Genomic DNA, 19,062 nt, shown 5'->3' with positions numbered 1-19,062 from the left:
ACGACTCTAGTTATATAAATACAACCATCTATCATGAATTTAACACGGATTCCCAACAAATCCGAACGATATCTTTTTACCTTGCGGACGAACAAGGTTTCTTCTGTTAAAATACATAGTAGAAGGAAACATTACATACAGAGTCTTGTTCATATATACACCTTCTCTTGAATGGTTACATTGAACTGGACTCCTAAGGTCATTATGAGACATGGGGGACTAAAGTGCATATCGAATCCATATTACTTATTGTGCTCCTGGGACTGAATATTATCTTCGCTGCCGCAGTCGTTTTCTTTGAACGCAAGGATGCCAGTGCTTCCTGGGCTTGGCTGTTGGTATTGAACTTTATTCCAGTCTTCGGGTTCATCCTTTATCTATTGACGGGTCAGAATCTGACTCGGTATCGTCTCTTTCAATGGAAAGAGCGCAAGAAGCTTGGCTTGGAGGAACGAATCGAGGCGCAGCTTGCCCAGCTGCAGGATAATCGCACTCCTTTCTCCAACAAGGCAACGGAAAATAGCCAGGACATGATTTATATGAACCTCAAACAAAACGGTGCACTTCTGACCGAGCATAACGCCGTTGAGATCATCACCGATGGAACAGACAAGTTCCAGCGGCTTCTGGATGACATCGAGGCGGCACAGGATCATGTACACGTGCAATATTATATCTATCGAGGAGATAGTCTGGGCAAAAGAATACGGGATGCTCTGATCCGCAAAGCACGCGAAGGCGTGAAGGTACGCCTGCTCTATGACGCGCTTGGCTCGCGGCGGGTTAGAAATCGCTTTTTCAAAGAACTGCGCGAAGCTGGTGGACTTGTTGAAGTCTTTTTCCCATCCAAATTCAGTCTGATCAACCTGCGGATGAATTACCGCAACCACCGTAAGATCGTTATCATCGATGGTAATCTCGGTTATGTTGGCGGATTCAACGTGGGAGATGAATATCTCGGACTTAATTCCAAATTCGGCTACTGGCGAGATACCCACCTGCGTATACGGGGCAATGCTGTACATGCGCTGCAAACCCGTTTCTTGCTCGACTGGAATGAAGCTTCCAAACAGCATGACACGCCTTACGTTCCCGCTCACTTCCCTCATATCGAGGGAACAGGCAATACCGCTATGCAGATCGTATCCAGCGGCCCTGATGCCGAAATTGAGCATATCAAGAATAGTTACCTGAAAATGATTAACGGAGCCAAACATTCCATTCTCATTCAAACCCCGTATTTTATACCGGACGCCAGTGTATTTGAAGCCATTCGTCTGGCGTGCCTGTCAGGCATCGATGTTCGAATTATGATTCCGAATAAACCGGATCATGCCTTTGTCTATTGGGCGACGTTGTCTTATATTGGGGAGTTGTTAAAAGTAGGAGCAAAAGCGTTTATCTACGATAATGGTTTCATTCACGCTAAAACACTGATTATTGACAGTCTCGTTGCTTCCGTCGGTACGGCTAATATTGACTACCGTAGTTTCAGGTTAAACTTCGAGGTTAATGCCTTTATGTATGATGAGACGATTGCAACGGCGCTTGTACAGACGTTCGAGCACGACCTGCATGTATCACGAGAGTTAACGCTTGAGGAGTATCAAAACCGCAGTTTATTGATTCGTTTCAAAGAAGCGATTTCTCGTCTGCTATCTCCAATCCTGTAAAATCAGGCAGGGACCTATATAAATAACAGAACATGATTTACACAGACACTACGATGACAGAATAATCTTCCAATCGCTGTTATCTCCTAAAACATAAAAGCAGAACCTTCCTTCCCCGTAATCCAGGCAAAAGGAGGATCTGCTTTTTTTATATCTACTTCATGCTTTTAAACCTTAGATATGTTCACCGCGCTTAAAGCCTTCACCAAGCACCTCATGCGCATTACTAATGATGACAAACGCTCCCGGGTCCACAGACCGGATCAACGTTTTCAGTCTCGGTACTTCATTTTGCCCCACGACAACCATCAGCACGGTTCGCTGATCGTCCGTATATCCACCTTTGGCTTCCAGCTTGGTTAGTCCACGATCCAGGTCGGCTAGAATAACTTTGGTAATCGGCTCTGTCTGGTTAGAGATAATATACGCTACCTTCGAGTATCCCAGTCCCATCTCCACGGCATCAATGACTTTACCTGTAACGTATAGGCCGATTAACGCATACAAAGACTGTTCCAGCGACAGCACAAAGGCTGCCAAAATAATGACGGTTGCATCCATGATGACAACACATAGCGAGTAACTGAGCCCACTGTATTTTTGCACAATGCGAGCCAGGATACTCATGCCCCCGGTTGATCCTCTGCCCCGGTACACGATCCCAATCCCGAGACCCACACCAATGCCACCATATAGAGAGCCGAGTAACGGATTCGCCGTCGGAATCTCCCAATGACTCGTCAAATACACAAAGAGCGGTAACACAATGCTACCAAGGATGGAACGAACACCGTACTGTTTACCAATCAACAGGAAACCTGCAATCAATAACGGAATGTTAATCGCCCATTGGGTATAAGCAGGCTCCCAGCCGAACCACTCGTCTCCCAGAATGGATAAACCTGATACACCGCCTGAAGCGATTTGACTGGGCAATAAAAATAAATTAAAGGCTATAGCAATCAAAAAAGAACCGACAATAATAAGCAGGGTATCGATGACGTTCCGCCATGGCCCATTCAGGGGAATGAAGGTGGTTAACCTCTTTTTACGATGAGGATATGAATGTTGTTGCTCTTGCATGTTGTCGCGCTCTCCTTTTATATAACAGTTCCATAATCTTCTTAATAAATGTATATAAAAATATTCAAAAAAAAGCCCCTGTATACACCAGCATACGCCTGCGCGCACGGGTCTATACAGGAACTTATATTAATCGGTTTCTACTTTAATTTGGCTGCGCAAATAACCGTCGATGAATGTATCGAGGTCGCCGTCCATCACTGCTCCTGTATTCCCTGTTTCCACGCTCGTACGGTGATCCTTTACCATACTATAGGGATGGAACACATAGGAGCGAATCTGGCTACCCCACGAAATTTCCGATTGATCCCCTCGGATTTCATCCAGCTGTTGTTTTTGCTCTTCGATTTTACGCTCATACAATTTCGAACGAAGCATCGTCATCGCACGCTCGCGGTTTTTGATCTGTGAACGTTCGTTCTGACAGGTTACAACCACTCCGGTTGGAATATGTGTAATCCGTACAGCGGAGTCGGTGGTGTTAATGTGCTGTCCACCCGCGCCGCTCGCACGATACGTATCGATTTTAAGGTCTTCGGTACGAATGTCGATCTCGATGGTATCGTCGATCTCCGGCACCACATCACAAGATACAAAGGATGTATGTCTTCGGCCTGATGAGTCAAAAGGAGAAATCCGTACCAGACGGTGAACTCCCTTCTCTGCTTTCAGATAACCGTATGCGTTATGCCCCTTGATGGACAACGTCACACTCTTGATTCCTGCTTCATCACCCGGAAGATAATCCAGCACCTCAACCTTGAAGCCCCGTTTCTCCGCCCAGCGGGTGTACATCCGAAGCAACATCTGACCCCAGTCCTGCGACTCTGTACCACCGGCACCTGGATGCAGCTCCAGAATAGCATTCATCTTGTCATACGGCTGATTGAGGAGAAGCTGCAATTCAAACTCTTCCAGCTTGCTTACAATTGCAGCGACACTGTTGCCAATCTCGGCAGCGAGCTCTTCGTCTCCTTCTTCGTCGGCCAACTCAGCCATCATCAATGCATCGTCATAGTCCTGCTGCAGCTTCGCGTACTGGTCTACCGAACCTTTCACTGCATTCATCTCCGCAATGACAGCTTGCGCTTTCTCATTGTCATCCCAGAAGTCCGGAGCTGACATCTTCTCTTCAAAGTTCTCAATCATCTCTTGCTTGAGATCTAAGTCAAAGAGACCCCCTAAGGTTTGTTAATTTCTTGCCTATTTCACGCAGGTCCTGCTTCACGCTTGGATCAATCATGTGCAATTCCTCTTTTCATTAAGATAAGCTCCCCGCATCCGGGAAGTTCAATAAACAAGATTAAGTCTCGGAACCATTATACCGTAAGCCTTGCGCATACTGTTACCAGCACGCACGTCGGCCTTCACTCAGCATCATATGATTATTCATATGCACCGATGGTCGGATATGCATCCTTCACTTTATCTTATTGAACCCCCGGCTGCAAGGAGCCGTATAAGTCAAACGTTATAGATTAAACTAACCTATCTTACATTTGGCACTTCGATAAAAGAAATGAAACGAAAACTACTCTTGACCATGACAGTGCTTGAACTTTTTGCCACTGCCACACGGACAAGGATCATTACGGCCGATTTGGTCAGAAACTTTCACCGGACGTTTCTCTGCAGGTTCACCGCTTGTCGAGATCTGACTCTCGTCCACAACGGCCTGACGCTCCTGGTTGCTTTCGATCTGTGCTTTCATCACATACGTCGCCACTTCTTCCTGAATCGAAGCGATCATCTGATGGAACATCTCGAAACCTTCGAATTGGTACTCACGAAGTGGGTCTGTACCGCCGTATGCACGGAGGTGGATACCTTGGCGCAATTGATCCATCGCATCAATATGATCCATCCACTTACTGTCTACTGCACGAAGCACAACCACTTTTTCGAACTCACGAACCATATCTTCACCGATACGTTCTTCACGAGCGTTGTACTTGTTTTGTACTTTCTCGAACAGATACTCAATGATCTCTTCGGCTTCTTTGCCCCAAAGGTCATCTTTGGTAATCGAACCTTCATCCAGCAATTTGCTGTTCATGAAGTCCGCAACCTCTTGCAACTCCCAGTTCTCTGGAATCTCGTCACTACAGTGCGCTTCAACGATGCGTTCAATGGAAGGTTTGATCATATCCATAACGATTTGTTTAATATTTTCAGACTCCAGTACCTCACGACGCTGTTTGTAGATAATCTCGCGTTGTTGGTTCATGACATCATCATACTGGAGTACCACTTTACGTACGTCAAAGTTATTACCTTCAACCCGCTTCTGCGCAGATTCTACAGCGCGCGTAATCATGCGGCTCTCGATCGGTTGATCTTCTTCAAAACCAAGACGTTCCATCATGTTAAGCACGTTGTCTGCACCAAAACGTTTCATCAATTCGTCGCCCAGAGAGAGGTAGAATTGTGTGGAACCCGGATCACCCTGACGTCCCGCACGACCACGCAACTGGTTATCAATCCGGCGTGATTCGTGACGCTCTGTACCGATGATATGAAGACCGCCAACTTCAGCTACGCCTTCGCCCAAAATAATATCCGTACCCCGACCAGCCATGTTCGTTGCAATCGTCACTGCACCCGCTTGGCCAGCACCGGAGATGATTTCAGCTTCTTCCGCGTGGAACTTCGCATTCAAGACCTGGTGTCTGATACCGCGACGTTTCAGCATATCCGATAGACGCTCCGAGTTCTCAATGGATACCGTACCCACAAGAACCGGTTGGTTTTTGCTGTGACGTTCCACGATCTCTTCTACAACAGCTTTGAACTTGCCATCAATGCTCTTGTAGACCACATCCGCCATATCATTCCGTTTGTTAGGACGGTTCGTTGGAATCTGTAGTACTTCAAGTCCATAGATTTTCTTGAACTCTTCTTCTTCCGTTTTCGCTGTACCTGTCATACCCGCAAGTTTGCGGTACATCCGGAAGTAGTTCTGGAATGTGATTGTTGCCAGCGTCATGCTCTCGTTCTGAACCTCAATGCCTTCTTTGGCTTCAATCGCCTGGTGCAATCCATCACTGTAGCGACGTCCAGCCATCAGACGGCCTGTGAATTCATCAACGATCATGACTTCTTCATCCGTAACGACATAATCCACATCACGGCGCATAATCACGTTAGCTTTCAGACCCTGTACAATGTGGTGATTCAGCGTCACGTTGGCATGGTCATACAAGTTCTCAATCCCAAAAGCTTTCTCCGCTTTGGCTACGCCGCCCTCTGTCAGCGCTACGGATTTCACTTTGATATCCACTGTAAAATCTTCTTCCGGTACAAGACGTTTCACAAAACGGTCCGCTGCATAATACAGATCGGTCGATTTCTGAGCTTGTCCCGAAATGATCAATGGTGTGCGTGCCTCATCGACGAGGATCGAATCTACTTCGTCAATGATACAGAAGAACAATGGGCGTTGTACCATTTGCTCTTTGTACAGCACCATGTTGTCACGAAGGTAGTCGAACCCGAATTCATTGTTTGTACCATACGTAATGTCACATGCGTACGCATGCTGTTTCAACGCATGGTCCATGCCGCTGAGGTTCACCCCAACCGACATGCCCAGGAATTCATAGATTTGTCCCATCTCCTGGCTATCCCGTTGCGCCAAATAGTCATTGACTGTGACTACGTGTACACCTTTGGACATCAATGCATTCAAATATACCGGCAGTGTTCCTACCAGCGTTTTACCTTCACCCGTTTTCATCTCAGAAATACGGCCTTCGTGCAGCGCAATCCCGCCCAGCATTTGTACATCATAATGACGTTTGCCCAGCACGCGGCGTGATGCCTCACGTACGGTTGCAAATGCTTCAGGAAGAAGTTCATCCGTCGTTTCTCCCTTTTCAATGCGGGCACGGAATTCATCCGTTTTGCCTTTCAACTGCTCATCAGACAATGCCTGAAATTGTGGTTCCAGTTTATTGATCACATCGACCGTCTTCATCAGACGTTTCACATCTCGCTCGTTCATGTCTCCGAAGATCTTTTTGACAAGTCCTAACATGGTATACCCCTTTCGTGCAAAACAGAATAGACCCCCTGATGCCGCCATGCGACACCATCGGATGGATTGTTCATCCATTTCCCCCTGGGGGTAACAAACAAAAAAACATATGAGATGAATCAACTCCAGGCTTGCCACAGTTACTCATGAAGCTGATCGTATTCACCCGGCTCTGGTTTACGAAATATATGCCAGAATTCGAGCTATTGAATCATGTTCATGGTGCTGTGTCTGTCATTGATTATGATTAGCGATCATTCGTTGACAATTCCTCATCAGGACAATGATTCTCTTTGCATAAATTGTAACAGTTTGTAAGGGTCGCCGCAACACGCCATAGCAGACTTCTTAGAACTTCAATCCCCGTATAAACCGAGTTTTAGTGCAAAAAATCATAGTCGTTATCGGAAGTGACAAATGGACTGTTTTATTTCCTGAGACGCTGCAAGGATCAATCAATCATTTGTGGGAAATATGGAATTTAATATCAAAACTAATTTTAACTTCTATAATTCTACTTTTATTTTGATTTTCCTGCTGACTCCTAATCTATTAGACGCAACAATATAGTGAATAGTTTCATCATTTTATTTCCATCTTCCAATAAAGTCGCTACGCACAAAAGAGCCCCATCCCTTGAAGGATGGAAGCTCTCGTTAAGTTCAATTCAGGAAGCATAGGCCCCTGCTTATATTCAATAATAGGGTGTTCTATTCAATTGAAGCGATGCTGTAAGTATACTTAACCTTGCTCAATCAAGCCATACTTGCCATCGTTCCGTTTGTAAACCACGCTTACTTCCTCATTCTCGATATTGGAAAATACGAAGAAGTTATGACCAACCATGTTCATCTGGAGGATTGCTTCTTCCACATCCATTGGTTTTAACATAAAACGTTTCGTCCGTACAACTTCCAAATCATCATCCGTATCCGTGTCCAGTTCGGCTGTAGCCACTGTGCCTGTCGGATCTTCTACGAAGAGGGTCTTCAGGCTGCCTTCCTGACGGAATTTACGGTTAATTTTCGTTTTGTGTTTGCGAATTTGACGTTCCAACTTGTCCACAACGGCGTCAATGGATGCGTACATATCATCGCTCTCATCTTCAGCACGGAGCACAAAGCCCTTCAAAGGAATCGTCACCTCAACTGTATGCAAGCCTCTAGTTGTGCTCAGAGTAACGGCACCGTCAGAGGTAAGGGGTGCGTCGAAATACTTCTCGAGTCTACTCAACTTTTTGTCGACATAATCTTTCAAAGCTTCGGTAACCTCGATTTGTTGACCTCGAATACTTAAATTCATAGGGCACTCCTCCTTTATCTTTGCCACTTCATTATAACACGAATGTAAGCGCCATGTAAAAACTCCCGGTGACCGAATAATGACATCTGCTCCAGTCACATCAACCAACGTAAGTTTAACGCCATATTTCGCGATTTTTCGCCATTTTCGAGCAAAATCACAGATTTAACTGGATTGTACATTTGGCGCTTGATCATCTATTTAACCGTTTTTGAGGTTACTCAATCTGTTATGTAAAACCTGCTTAATTATGACCCTTAAGGTGTCCCGTTTATGCCCTGTAATGGAGAGGTCAACTTCCTCATATTTTACACTCTATAAAATACAAAAAAAGACCCCGGATCACCGGAGTCTGATGCTAGCGATAATTCAATTTGGTAACCATCTAACCATATATGTAGGTCGGATTGTCCGGATGATTATAATTTGATTACGTTAGCTGCTTGCGGTCCACGTGCGCCTTCGACGATATCGAATTCTACGGATTGACCTTCTTCCAAAGTTTTGAAGCCTTCGGATTGAATTGCGGAGAAGTGTACGAATACGTCGCCGCCGTCTTCAGTCTCAATGAAACCGTAACCTTTTTCTGCGTTGAACCATTTTACTTTACCTTGCATGCACTAACATTCCCTTCGTCATCAAATGAAGTGAAGCTCTGGTCAAAACCCTAGCCCACAACTCAGATGATATCACCTAATCTTATCCATTGTCAATTGGTAAAGAAAATGTTTTATTGGTATTTTTTGTAGATTTATAGGGAGAAATGTTGAACAAATGGGAATAATCTTCATCAAAATAAAAAAAGAATGCAACATATCTTGTTCGGATATCTGCATTCTATTACAGCTTTACTAGTACCTTTTTGTGTCCACGATAATGCTATCCACTGCATATGATACTTCATATGCATTTTTTTGCACTTTAGCTCGATTACGTTGCATGAGCCAATCTTTAGCCTCAATCTTTAGATCGTTCATCCGGCTTAGAATCGCCTGGTCATTCTCCATGATAGCCTTAAGCCGTGTTTGTTCGGCTACTGTGGCCTCACGACCACCAGTGCGTTCCAACATCAAATCAATGATTGCCTGACGCTGATCCACAAACGTCTCTAATTCTTCTGAACTCACTTCGTGAATCTGAAGCATAATTTGGCTTGTTAACTGCTCCAATTGAGCAATCAGATCATCCATGAACGACTCCAGGCTCAGAAGAAGACACCATTTTACTCGCCTGAACCCATGTTTCCTTTAGTTCTTTCAAGTATCCCAGCGCTTCTTCTGCAGGTTCTGGTTTTTTCTTTGTATTTGCGTCAATAAGCAAGTAATTAATATATTCATACAAAGCATTCAGATTGGCCGCGATATCAGAAGACTGATCCAAGGTAACAGATAATTCGCTAACAATGGTTTGTGCTTTTCCCAGGTTCAGACTGACCTTCTCATAATCCTTGGTACCCAATCCATCAAGCGCTGTCCGTACAAAACGAATAGCTCCATCATACAACATAATCAATAACTGACCTGGTGAAGAGGTCTGAACAGACGACTTGCGATATTGATCATATGGAGACTTAATCATATTTACACCCTTTCAATCTTTAAATATTAATCTATCTGGCGAAGAAACTGGAAAGACTTGAGGCTTGACTCTGATACTTACTCATTGCGGTTTCCATCGCTGTGAACTGTTTATAATAACGACTTTCCATGTCTGAGAGTCTTCTTTCTAGTGCAGTAATCTCTGAGTTATATCCTTTGAGCGCCTTACCCATTACACTTTCTTCTTTATAAATACTGTTAACGTCGCCACTAAATTTGGTCGTACCCGCACGCTCTGCGATTTTAGTCATCGCTTTATCCATCTCGGAGTACAACTTGCCGAAAATGGAATCATCCGTGTTCGCCCCTGATCCTTGGAAGAGGTCTGAGACCTGTTGCGGATTATTAATTATTGCTTTTTTAAACTTATCTTCATCCAGATAAATTTTACCATTCTCGAAGTACTTGCCGCCCGTTATTCCGATATTACTCAATTCGCCCATTTTCTCACCCATAATGTTTCTCATGGTGGACGTCAGGCCTGAGAGAATATCATCGTTTTTCAGAAGGCCACTTTTGGCTTTCTCTTCCCACAGCTTAATGTCACTCTCGGACATTGCACTACGCTGATCTTTTGTTAACGGCTGGAAGGTACGATATTTCTCTTCCCCCACCTTGGTGTTGAACAAGGCCAAAATCTTGTTGTAATCCTCGATAAAAGACTTCATCGTTTCGAGCGCTTTATCCGGATCATTCTGTGTCGTAATGGTGAATGGTTTGTCACCTGTTATGGCACCATTTGAGTCTCTGGTTACTGTCTCAGCCAACAAGTTCATTGTCACACCATTGTAAGTAATAACATTACTCGTTGGGGCTGGATTAAGCAAAATCCCATTAATTTTAACAATAGCATCCTTAGCGTTAACGTCTGTAGAGCTTGATCCGAAAAGATCAAACAAAGAATTATCCCCTGCATTTAGCGCTTGAATATTAAGGATACCTGTAGAACCGAGATCTTTCGCAGCAACACTAAACTTCCCGGTTAACTCATCGAAACTTGCTTGTACACCCAGTTCCGATTTACTGTTGATCTTTGCAATTACAGAAGAAACAGTATCTTTACCTGTAAAAGTCATTTCTATATCGTTAATCTTAATTTTATATTCTTTCGTATAATCACTATCTCCGAGACTTGTCGTTGGCTGTCCAAATTTTATTCCATTCGCCAACTCTGCTAAAGATTGTCGTGAAGTAAAGCCTTGCCCGTTGCCATTGGTTACCTTAGCTTTGGCGGTTGCCAGTTGTTCTACAGATACATCCATCTTAATTCCATTTGCAGTTGCACCTGCTTCTGCTCTAACAGCGTCCGTATTGCCTGCAACGACGGCCTTTTGTGTATTCAATGCTGATGATAATCTATATGTCTGCTGCAGCTTCGTGTTACGGAATTCATACATTTTACTATTCAGTTCACGGTAGCTGTCCCTCTGCCATTCCAATGTTGTTTTCTTTTGATTCAATTTATCTAAGGGAGCACGTTTGGCTGTCATCAGCTCTTTGACCATGCTATCAATGTCCATACCGGAAAAACCGTTTACACGCATAAATTCACTCCTCACCTATTAAAATGGATATTGACTCTTTATACTTTCTCGTCAATCAGAATGCCCGCAATTTCCATCATCTTCGCTACCAGATCCAACGTCTGCTCACGCGGAATTTCTCGAAGTACCTCTCCCGTTTCCTTGTTAAGTACTTTGACCATAATATCATTTGTTTTTTCATGGATGCTAATGTCTAATGTGGTCTCTGGCCCTTGCAGTGCCTTCACAGCACGGTCAATATTTCGGATCAGTAACTCTTCACCTACCGGTAACTTTACGCCCTGTCTTTCCTTGCTATAGGCTTCTTTTGCCGTCCTGATGTTTGCAATCTCGCTTCCCGCTTGAGAAGTGCCTACCTGGTTTGGAACCTCGATCGTAGAACTACTTGCAGATGTAGCGGCAGACAATGAAAACTGAATGTTCATCCTTGAATGACCTCCAACTGTGTTCGCATTTATAGTATATATCGGCTTATCGCCTCTCCAGCTTTAGGAAATTTGTAAAATCAAAAAAATCATTTACTAATAAAGTGACTAGAGTGTGATATAACAAAATAAACCTAGTAACCGAAGGCTATTAGGCTGGCATTATTAAAATAAGGGGATATATATGATTTTCTAAATCTACGAAAGGAAATAAATATTTCAAGCAGCGAATTTCCGGAGAAGCGCTCTGGGGTCTTCAACAAACAAATAATTAATAATTAAACTTGCATCAAGCTCATTGTATTCCTCTGTGTCTTAAAATCAGATCACAAATGAGTAGGTCTTCTTCCGTGTCAATATCATAAGAACGTTCTTTAGGAATAACAAATGGCAGAGTTTCATCGTGTAGAAACGTTCTGTTTTCTATGAGCCATTCAGTCTGAGCAATATATATGGCACCATTAAGCTCATAAACGTCAGGTAGATTCTGCCTACGTGAACTAATCTCAACCTGGTTTATGACTGGCTTCATCTTATTATGATCAAGAGTGTACATCCAAAAGGGTGACTTACCGCTAATATTTACACTGACACTAGAAACAGCATTATTCTCTTCGCATCTCTCAATACAAAGGTCAATATCTAACACAGAGCGCAATGGTGAGGTTGGCTGAAGTAACATAACATAATCGAAAGCCGGCATATGTTCAAGAGCATGTAGGACTGGTGCAATACCAGGCGTATCATCTTCAGCCAAATGTATAGGACGAACAAAAGGAACATCACAACCATACTCTTCTGCTGTAGTAATAATCTCTGTATCTTCTGTCGAAAGAATTAAATGATCTATATACTTAGACTTTTTAGCTTCTTCAATTGACCAAGCAATCAAAGGCTTCCCTGCAACAGACCTAAGATTTTTCCTCAAAACACCTTTCGATCCCCCTCTAGCAGGAATTATAGCCAAAATCTTTTTATCATTAATCATGTAATCCTCCGATATCAAGTTACTTCATTATCTTATTTAACGATTTCACAAGGATTTCCATAAGCCACAGCATTATTGCCAATGCTTTTCACGACTACACTGCCTATCCCTATGATAGTACCCTCACCTATACTTAAATTCTGTCTAATTACAGTTTGTGCTCCAATATGAGCGTTGTTACCAATTTTAACACCGCCAGCTAAAACTACACCAGAAGCTACATGAGCATATTCCCCAACATTACAGTCATGTTCAATAATTGCTCCTGAATTCAGTATTGCACAGGAATTGATAACAGAACCTGCGTTTACAATGGCTCTTTTCCCAACGAAGACTCCTTCACCAAATTTCGTATCAGAACCAATGACTGCTGATTTATCAACAATCACAGGTATATGAAAGCCGAAGGCTGTTATTAATTGATGTAACTTGATTCTTGGCTCAGGATTACCGACACTTCCAACCGTAATAAAAGCAGAATGAAATCCTTTATTAATAAACTCTTCAAGTTCTTCATCTGTACCTATTATTGGAACGTCAAGTATATTCTTACCTACATTTTCTCTCTTATCAATAATTGCCATATCTGAATATAAATTCAACCCTATGAGACTATCTAAAACTGATTTGCAGTGTCCTCCACCACCAATTAATAAAATTTTATTCGACGCCATTAAATACCAGTCCTTATTGTATTAAATATAGTATTTAAAATCCTTATACTCAAACATTCACTTCACTAATTCTTCTTTTCTGAAAATCCCCTGATATTCTCTATCCGCTTGCTCAAATTCCGTAATTTGTCCTATATCAAGCCAATATTCATGAATAGGAAAAACTGCCACTTTCTCTCCATTAGCCACAAGTTCCTTAAACAAGGTAGGCATATCATAAAATTCTCCATGGGGGATATAATCAAAAACTGCAGCATCCAGAACATACACGCCTGCATTTACAAAGCTACAATGCACCGGCTTCTCATTAATATTGATTAGATTCGTTCCATCTGTTTCTACTACACCGTAAGGAATCTGGTACTGATATTCTCTCACACACATTGTCGCAATTGCATCTTGCTCTATATGAAATTGCATAAGATGTTGAAAATTAATTTGTGTAAGCAGATCTCCATTCATTACAAAAAAGGGTTCTTTAGGGCGATCAGTTAATAAAGAGAGTGCTCCAGCTGTCCCCATTCTCTTCTCTTCTTCTATATAATCAATATTTATGTTATGTGCTTCTCCGTTAAGAAAGTAATCTTTAATTATCTCTTTTTTATAATTTACAGAGAAAATAAATTGAGAAAAACCAAATTGTTTAAATCCGTCAACAATGGTTTCTAAAATTGGCTTATTTCCTACTTTTAACATAGGTTTAGGAATTTCATTGGTTAGGGGGCGTAATCTGGTCCCTAATCCCCCAAGCATTAGAACAACTTTGTTATGCTTCGTTCCATGTTCCATTCTATCAGCAAAAAGTACATCAACCACTTTATTTTGTTTATTAACAATCGGTAATTGCCTAAGCCTTTTAACACTCATACTATGCTTATATACATTAGGATGCTGCCCAGCAAGTTCACTTACAGGATTAGAGTTCATGATCATTTTTATGGAGACATCTAGTCCGTATCCTTTAAGCAGACCTCGTCTTATGTCTCCATCTGTTACAGTCCCTAACAAACAACCATTGTTATCAACAACAACTGCAAATTGTAAGGATGACTCGTTGATAACCTTCATGGTTTCTAATAAGTTCCTGTCATCTTGTACGATCACTTTCTCCCATAGTTTCATAAGCGCATCCCTTCTTCCATCATAGAATCTATTTCTCTATCATTTCGTGACTACCAATAACTTTATTATCGGAGAACGATTCTGTTATTTTATATCTAATCACTAATTTTTAACGTTCTTAAATCTCAAACTATCTTGAAAGAAATACCTCCAAACACATTCAACACCTTATGAATACTCAATTAACTCATCTTCCTTGAAATCTCTAGAAGCTTTTTTACCAAGAAGTGCCCAATATTTCTTAGGCTCGATACCACTACCTGGTCTTTTAACAGTAATATTGCTCATCGTGAATTCCTCGCCTGCTCGAATAGATTCTTTTGCAACAATACTTTTACGAGCTGGGATACGATTCTGGAATTCATTCTCACTAGGTCTTTTAATCCCATCTCCAAGTGCCGTTTCTACTTCTCTAATGCCACTAACGAAAGCCTTTAATTCATCTGGCTCTAGCGATGCCTTATGATCCGGTCCTTCCAAGGAGCGGTCTAACGTAAAATGCTTTTCTACTACTGTAGCTCCCATACCCACTGCAACCATTGCAAGATTAATCCCCGCTGAGTGGTCTGAAAAGCCAACAGGAACCTGAAATTCTTGCTCTAATGTTTTTATTGCCTTCAAATTAATTGATTCAGTTGGAGCTGGGTATTGTGTAGTGCAATGAAGCAAAACAACATGCTCATGAAGTAATGCCTTAGCATGATCTGTATGGTAAAAAGTCTTTACATGTTGCTCATTAACAGGTTCTGTCGGATTAGCAAACCCATATGCTATATAAGAAAGTGCCTCGTGAATCTCATCTAAATCGGCCATTCCTGTTGACACGATCATCTTATTTCCTTTGGTTGCGATATAATGCAAAAAAGGCGCGTTGGTAAGCTCGCCAGAGGGTATTTTAACTTTATCGATGCCCAGTCTATCCATTAAAAAGTCAGCACTATCCACATCAAAAGGTGTGGATAGAAATTCTATATTTTGCATTTTACAAAAAGCCTGCAAATGTTCGAATTCTTCGTAACTGAGTTCCAACTTTTTTAGCATTTCAAATTGGGAGGAAGATCCTTTCAAATTTTTGATTTGATATTCTGCTTGTTCAGCATTTTTAGTTACTAGACTCTCTGCCTTAAAAGTTTGAAATTTTACAGCATTTGCTCCGGAATCTTTAGCCACCTTAATCAATTCTTTAGCCATTTCCAATGAACCATTATGATTAACTCCGACCTCAGCAATAATATAAGTTTTCATGGTATGCTCCCTTGAATAAAAAAACATATTATTTAAAATCATAGAATTTTTTTAAAAGTATGTTACCAAGCTTACTTTCTTTTAAGATCAGGGCTATTTTCTCGGAAGTATTACCTTCACCATATAACAAAGGGGCACTCTTGATCTCTTCTTTGAAAGAAGCTGAGAGGCCTTTTATTATTGCAGCCTTTATATCATCTATTGAAAAGGAACAATCAATGACAGATGCAGCTTTGAGCCTCCCCTGTTGACGTATTCCTATATTTATAGTTGGTTTCTCGAAAACTGGACTTTCTAAAAGTCCACTAGAAGAATTACCAATCACCATTTCACAATGGCGAACAGCGTTCAAGTATCTAACTTGTCCAAGCGAGGTATAGACTCTTGTACGGTCAGGATTCCGCTCAACGTACGCCTCAATATATTTATTTATAATCCGCCCATCGGTGTCGGCATTTGTTTTCGTAAACAGGATTTGATAATTGGGGAATTGATCCAAGGCCTTAAGCAGATTCTGAATTTGTATCTCTGAAGAACTGCCTTCCAAAGTAGTTGGATGCAACGTAACTAGAAAAAATTTTTCTAATTGAAAATGAATACTCTCAGATAATTCTACTATATCCATACATTTTGTTTTTCGTATACCTTCTATTCCTAACGCTCCAACATTATAGACGGTCTCCGGCTGTTCGCCCAATTGAATTACACGATTTTTATATTCCTCAGAAGCAGTAAAATGAAAATGTGCCATTTTGGTTATAGAATGACGGATAGCATCATCTATAGCTCCTTGAGTCAATTCCCCCCCATGGATATGAGCTATTGGAATCCTCATAATCATAGCGGCCTGAGCTGCTGCAAAAATTTCAAAACGATCACCTAAAACTAATAGAATATCAGGTTTGATTCTTTCAAGTGCATCAGCAAATGAAATAACACCCAATCCTACTGATTTCGTTATCGCCGTCGTTGAATCTCCAGAGATCAACATCTCAATCTTTTCATCTATAACAAAACCATCTTCTTCAATTTCCTTGTACGTTAGACCAAACTCTGGGGACAGATGCATCCCCGTGACTATAAGTTTCAACTCAAGTCCAGGCTCATGTATTATTCGCTTCATCAGGTGGTGTAGCAACCCATACTCTGCTCTAGTCCCAGTAACAATACAGATTTTACGATTCAACGGTAGATACCTCACTTAATGGTGTGCTAGGCATACTAATTATAACTGCATTTAAATACTCTGTTTCACTAAGATCGCTTCTAGGACATGATTGATATATCTTCAATGTGTGCAAAGGGCTCCAGACTGGACGACACATTACTCCCTGCCCATTTAAGAATTCAAGAATTTCTTCTTTATGATTCTCGTCTTCGATAAGCATCGTTTGTAACCAATAGTTACTTCTTGCCATTGGAATTTCTTTAAATAATCTAACCCCTTCAATTTCTTCGAGCCAGAGAGAATAGGTTTCTGTTAATTTACGTTTAGACTCAATAAAAGAAGGAAGCTTCTCTAATTGGGCACATCCTAGTGCTGCATTTAGATTAGGCATTCGATAGTTAAAACCGATCTCATCATGCAGATACATCCATTGATGTGGAACTTTTGCCGTGGTAGTCAAATGTTTAGCATAATCCGCCAAGGTCTCATCATCCGTTAGGATAGCTCCACCTCCACCAGTTGTGATGATCTTATTTCCATTAAAACTAACAGCACTAACCCGTCCAAAGCTCCCCGTATGTTTTTCTTTATAGTAGCTACCTAATGACTCAGCTGCATCTTCCACAAGTTCAAGATTGAACTTCTCACACACTGAAACTAACTCATCCATCATACAAGGATGACCAAAAGTATGCATAGGTACCATTGCTTTAATTCGACGGTTTGTATTTTTGTTATACAACTCTCCCTGCCGAAATTCCCCAATAGAATCCAAGTATCTTTCCAATTTCATTGGATCTATTCCTAGTGAATCTCTATTCACATCAACAAAATGAGGAATAGCCCGAATGTAAGTTACAGCATTGGCTGTTGCAACAAAGGTCAAAGAAGGAATGAGAACTTCATCCTCTTCTACCACGCCAACAAGCTTTAAAGAGATATGCAATGCTGCTGTCCCATTTACGACAGCTACTGCTCGCTTCACACCCACAAAACGAGCTAATTCTTCCTCGAAACGATTAACATAAGAACCAACAGAGGATACCCATCCAGATTTGACACAATCCGTTACATATTCAACCTCTTTATGATTAAAGGTCGGCTCATGGAGTCCGACCACTTCTTTTTGATATTCAGCTTTTATTAACGTGGCTAATTCCATCCATTGTTTATTATTCATAAGTTGTACACATCAGCTTTATATCTTGATAAATTATCTTCGTCAGTAAACCAATTAATCGTTGCTTGTAACCCTCTACGAAACCCCTCTTTTTGTCCAAACATCGGTTCCCACCCCAATAAGTCTTTTGCCTTCTGATTGTTACACCAGAGTCGCTCCACTTCGCTTTTTTCAGGTCTAAGACGATCTTCATCAGTTTCTATCACTAACTTTACGCCCATGATGTCCGCAATAGTATCAGCAGTCTCACCTATGGAAACTTCATAGTTAGATCCAATATTAATAACTTCTCCAATGGATTGATCCGATTCCATAACAGAGATAAATCCATTCACCGTATCTTCCACATAATTAAAATCACGTGTTGGAGTAACCGAACCAAGCTTAATATTATGAATTCCATTTGCAATCTGACTAATAATTGTAGGAATAACTGCACGGGCAGACTGACGTGGTCCATACGTATTAAATGGTCGTATTACGGAAATTGGGGTTTCAAATGAACGATAAAATGACAACGCCATTTGATCTGCACCAATTTTCGATGCAGAGTAAGGGGATTGTCCTTGAAGCGGATGATCTTCGTCGATTGGAACGTACAACGCTGTACCATAAACTTCACTAGTTGAAGTGTGCACGACTTTATCCACATTTAACTCTTTGGCAGCCTGTACGATATTTAAGGTGCCCACAATATTCGTATCAATATATGTGGATGGTGAATGATAAGAATAGGGAATCGCGATTAATGCTGCCAGGTGCAACACGTGAGTACATCCAACCATGGCCTGTTTTACACCAAAAGGATCCCTGATATCTCCTGCAAATACCTCGAGCTGTGATTTAACATCCATTGAGCTTTGATCTAACCATCCCCACGAGTTGAAGGAGTTATAGTTAACAAACGCTTTAACGTTATATCCCCTTTTGACAAGTTCTTCGGTTAAATGAGAGCCAATGAATCCATCAGCACCTGTAACCAAAATTTTCAACAGAATCATCCTTTACAGAAAATGTTTTTACA

The 19,062-nt window shown here is 41.6% G+C and carries 17 protein-coding genes; 1 reads left to right on the top strand and 16 read right to left on the bottom strand.

All coding sequences use genetic code 11. From position 1 onward, the window contains the following. The first annotated feature begins 224 nt into the window (after window positions 1–224). The gene (gene cls / locus ABIE27_RS07335) at window positions 225–1,673 is read left to right on the top strand and encodes a cardiolipin synthase (protein WP_123065358.1); all 1,449 of its coding nucleotides are present in this window, start codon (window positions 225–227) and stop codon (window positions 1,671–1,673) included. A gap of 174 nt (window positions 1,674–1,847) precedes the next feature. Here cls and ABIE27_RS07330 read toward each other — a convergent pair whose 3' ends face one another. The 16 genes from ABIE27_RS07330 to ABIE27_RS07255 all read right to left on the bottom strand — a co-directional run bounded on the left by ABIE27_RS07330 (window position 1,848) and on the right by ABIE27_RS07255 (window position 19,039). After that, the gene (locus ABIE27_RS07330; RefSeq protein WP_123065357.1) at window positions 1,848–2,756 is read right to left on the bottom strand and encodes a YitT family protein; all 909 of its coding nucleotides are present in this window, start codon (window positions 2,754–2,756) and stop codon (window positions 1,848–1,850) included. A 129-nt stretch (window positions 2,757–2,885) separates the two neighbouring features. Next, window positions 2,886–3,999, bottom strand: a protein-coding gene (gene prfB, locus ABIE27_RS07325) for a peptide chain release factor 2 (RefSeq protein WP_123065356.1) whose coding sequence is annotated in 2 segments (ribosomal slippage) — window positions 2,886–3,926 and window positions 3,928–3,999 — 1,113 coding nt in all. Because the reading frame shifts where the segments join, the coding sequence is not laid out codon by codon here. Window positions 4,000–4,287: 288 nt separating this feature from the next. Beyond that, the gene (gene secA / locus ABIE27_RS07320) at window positions 4,288–6,792 is read right to left on the bottom strand and encodes a preprotein translocase subunit SecA (RefSeq protein WP_123065355.1); all 2,505 of its coding nucleotides are present in this window, start codon (window positions 6,790–6,792) and stop codon (window positions 4,288–4,290) included. Window positions 6,793–7,533: 741 nt separating this feature from the next. Next, window positions 7,534–8,094, bottom strand: a complete 561-nt coding sequence (gene hpf / locus ABIE27_RS07315; protein ID WP_090922954.1) for a ribosome hibernation-promoting factor, HPF/YfiA family — start codon at window positions 8,092–8,094, stop codon at window positions 7,534–7,536. Window positions 8,095–8,513: 419 nt separating this feature from the next. Continuing rightward, window positions 8,514–8,711: a cold shock domain-containing protein gene (locus ABIE27_RS07310; RefSeq protein WP_024631599.1), complete on the bottom strand. Its 198-nt coding sequence runs from the start codon at window positions 8,709–8,711 to the stop codon at window positions 8,514–8,516. A 234-nt stretch (window positions 8,712–8,945) separates the two neighbouring features. Then, window positions 8,946–9,284, bottom strand: coding sequence for a hypothetical protein (locus ABIE27_RS07305; RefSeq protein WP_123065354.1), 339 nt, complete (start codon window positions 9,282–9,284; stop codon window positions 8,946–8,948). Next, complete coding sequence (gene fliS / locus ABIE27_RS07300) at window positions 9,277–9,672, bottom strand: flagellar export chaperone FliS (RefSeq protein ID WP_123065353.1); 396 nt, start codon at window positions 9,670–9,672, stop codon at window positions 9,277–9,279. Before fliS ends, ABIE27_RS07305 begins: the two co-directional genes overlap by 8 nt. Window positions 9,673–9,703: 31 nt before the next feature. Beyond that, entirely contained in the window at window positions 9,704–11,236 is a 1,533-nt protein-coding gene (gene fliD / locus ABIE27_RS07295; RefSeq protein ID WP_123065352.1) for a flagellar filament capping protein FliD, read from the bottom strand. A gap of 38 nt (window positions 11,237–11,274) precedes the next feature. After that, window positions 11,275–11,661 carry a flagellar protein FlaG gene (locus ABIE27_RS07290; RefSeq protein ID WP_123065351.1) on the bottom strand — a complete coding sequence of 129 codons (387 nt, stop codon included), beginning with the start codon at window positions 11,659–11,661 and terminating at the stop codon, window positions 11,275–11,277. Window positions 11,662–11,956: 295 nt separating this feature from the next. Beyond that, the gene (locus ABIE27_RS07285; RefSeq protein ID WP_123065350.1) at window positions 11,957–12,649 is read right to left on the bottom strand and encodes a cytidylyltransferase domain-containing protein; all 693 of its coding nucleotides are present in this window, start codon (window positions 12,647–12,649) and stop codon (window positions 11,957–11,959) included. A 32-nt stretch (window positions 12,650–12,681) separates the two neighbouring features. Then, window positions 12,682–13,323: an acetyltransferase gene (locus ABIE27_RS07280; RefSeq protein ID WP_429350197.1), complete on the bottom strand. Its 642-nt coding sequence runs from the start codon at window positions 13,321–13,323 to the stop codon at window positions 12,682–12,684. 57 nt (window positions 13,324–13,380) lie between these two features. Next, the gene (locus ABIE27_RS07275) at window positions 13,381–14,445 is read right to left on the bottom strand and encodes a nucleotidyltransferase family protein (RefSeq protein WP_123065348.1); all 1,065 of its coding nucleotides are present in this window, start codon (window positions 14,443–14,445) and stop codon (window positions 13,381–13,383) included. A 168-nt stretch (window positions 14,446–14,613) separates the two neighbouring features. Then, complete coding sequence (gene neuB, locus ABIE27_RS07270; RefSeq protein WP_429350196.1) at window positions 14,614–15,732, bottom strand: N-acetylneuraminate synthase; 1,119 nt, start codon at window positions 15,730–15,732, stop codon at window positions 14,614–14,616. Then, on the bottom strand, window positions 15,719–16,876 hold the full coding sequence (gene neuC, locus ABIE27_RS07265; protein WP_123065346.1) for a UDP-N-acetylglucosamine 2-epimerase: 1,158 nt from the start codon (window positions 16,874–16,876) through the stop codon (window positions 15,719–15,721). Before neuC ends, neuB begins: the two co-directional genes overlap by 14 nt. Then, window positions 16,866–18,038 carry a LegC family aminotransferase gene (locus tag ABIE27_RS07260; protein ID WP_123065345.1) on the bottom strand — a complete coding sequence of 391 codons (1,173 nt, stop codon included), beginning with the start codon at window positions 18,036–18,038 and terminating at the stop codon, window positions 16,866–16,868. The genes neuC and ABIE27_RS07260 overlap by 11 nt, the downstream gene beginning before the upstream one ends. Next, window positions 18,035–19,039: an NAD-dependent 4,6-dehydratase LegB gene (locus ABIE27_RS07255; RefSeq protein WP_192895126.1), complete on the bottom strand. Its 1,005-nt coding sequence runs from the start codon at window positions 19,037–19,039 to the stop codon at window positions 18,035–18,037. The genes ABIE27_RS07260 and ABIE27_RS07255 overlap by 4 nt, the downstream gene beginning before the upstream one ends. Between the last annotated feature and the right edge of the window lie 23 nt (window positions 19,040–19,062).

The organism is Paenibacillus sp. 4624 (assembly GCF_050435065.1).
Lineage (GTDB): Bacteria > Bacillota > Bacilli > Paenibacillales > Paenibacillaceae > Paenibacillus > Paenibacillus amylolyticus_D.
This window is presented reverse-complemented; position numbering and strand designations above follow the sequence as displayed.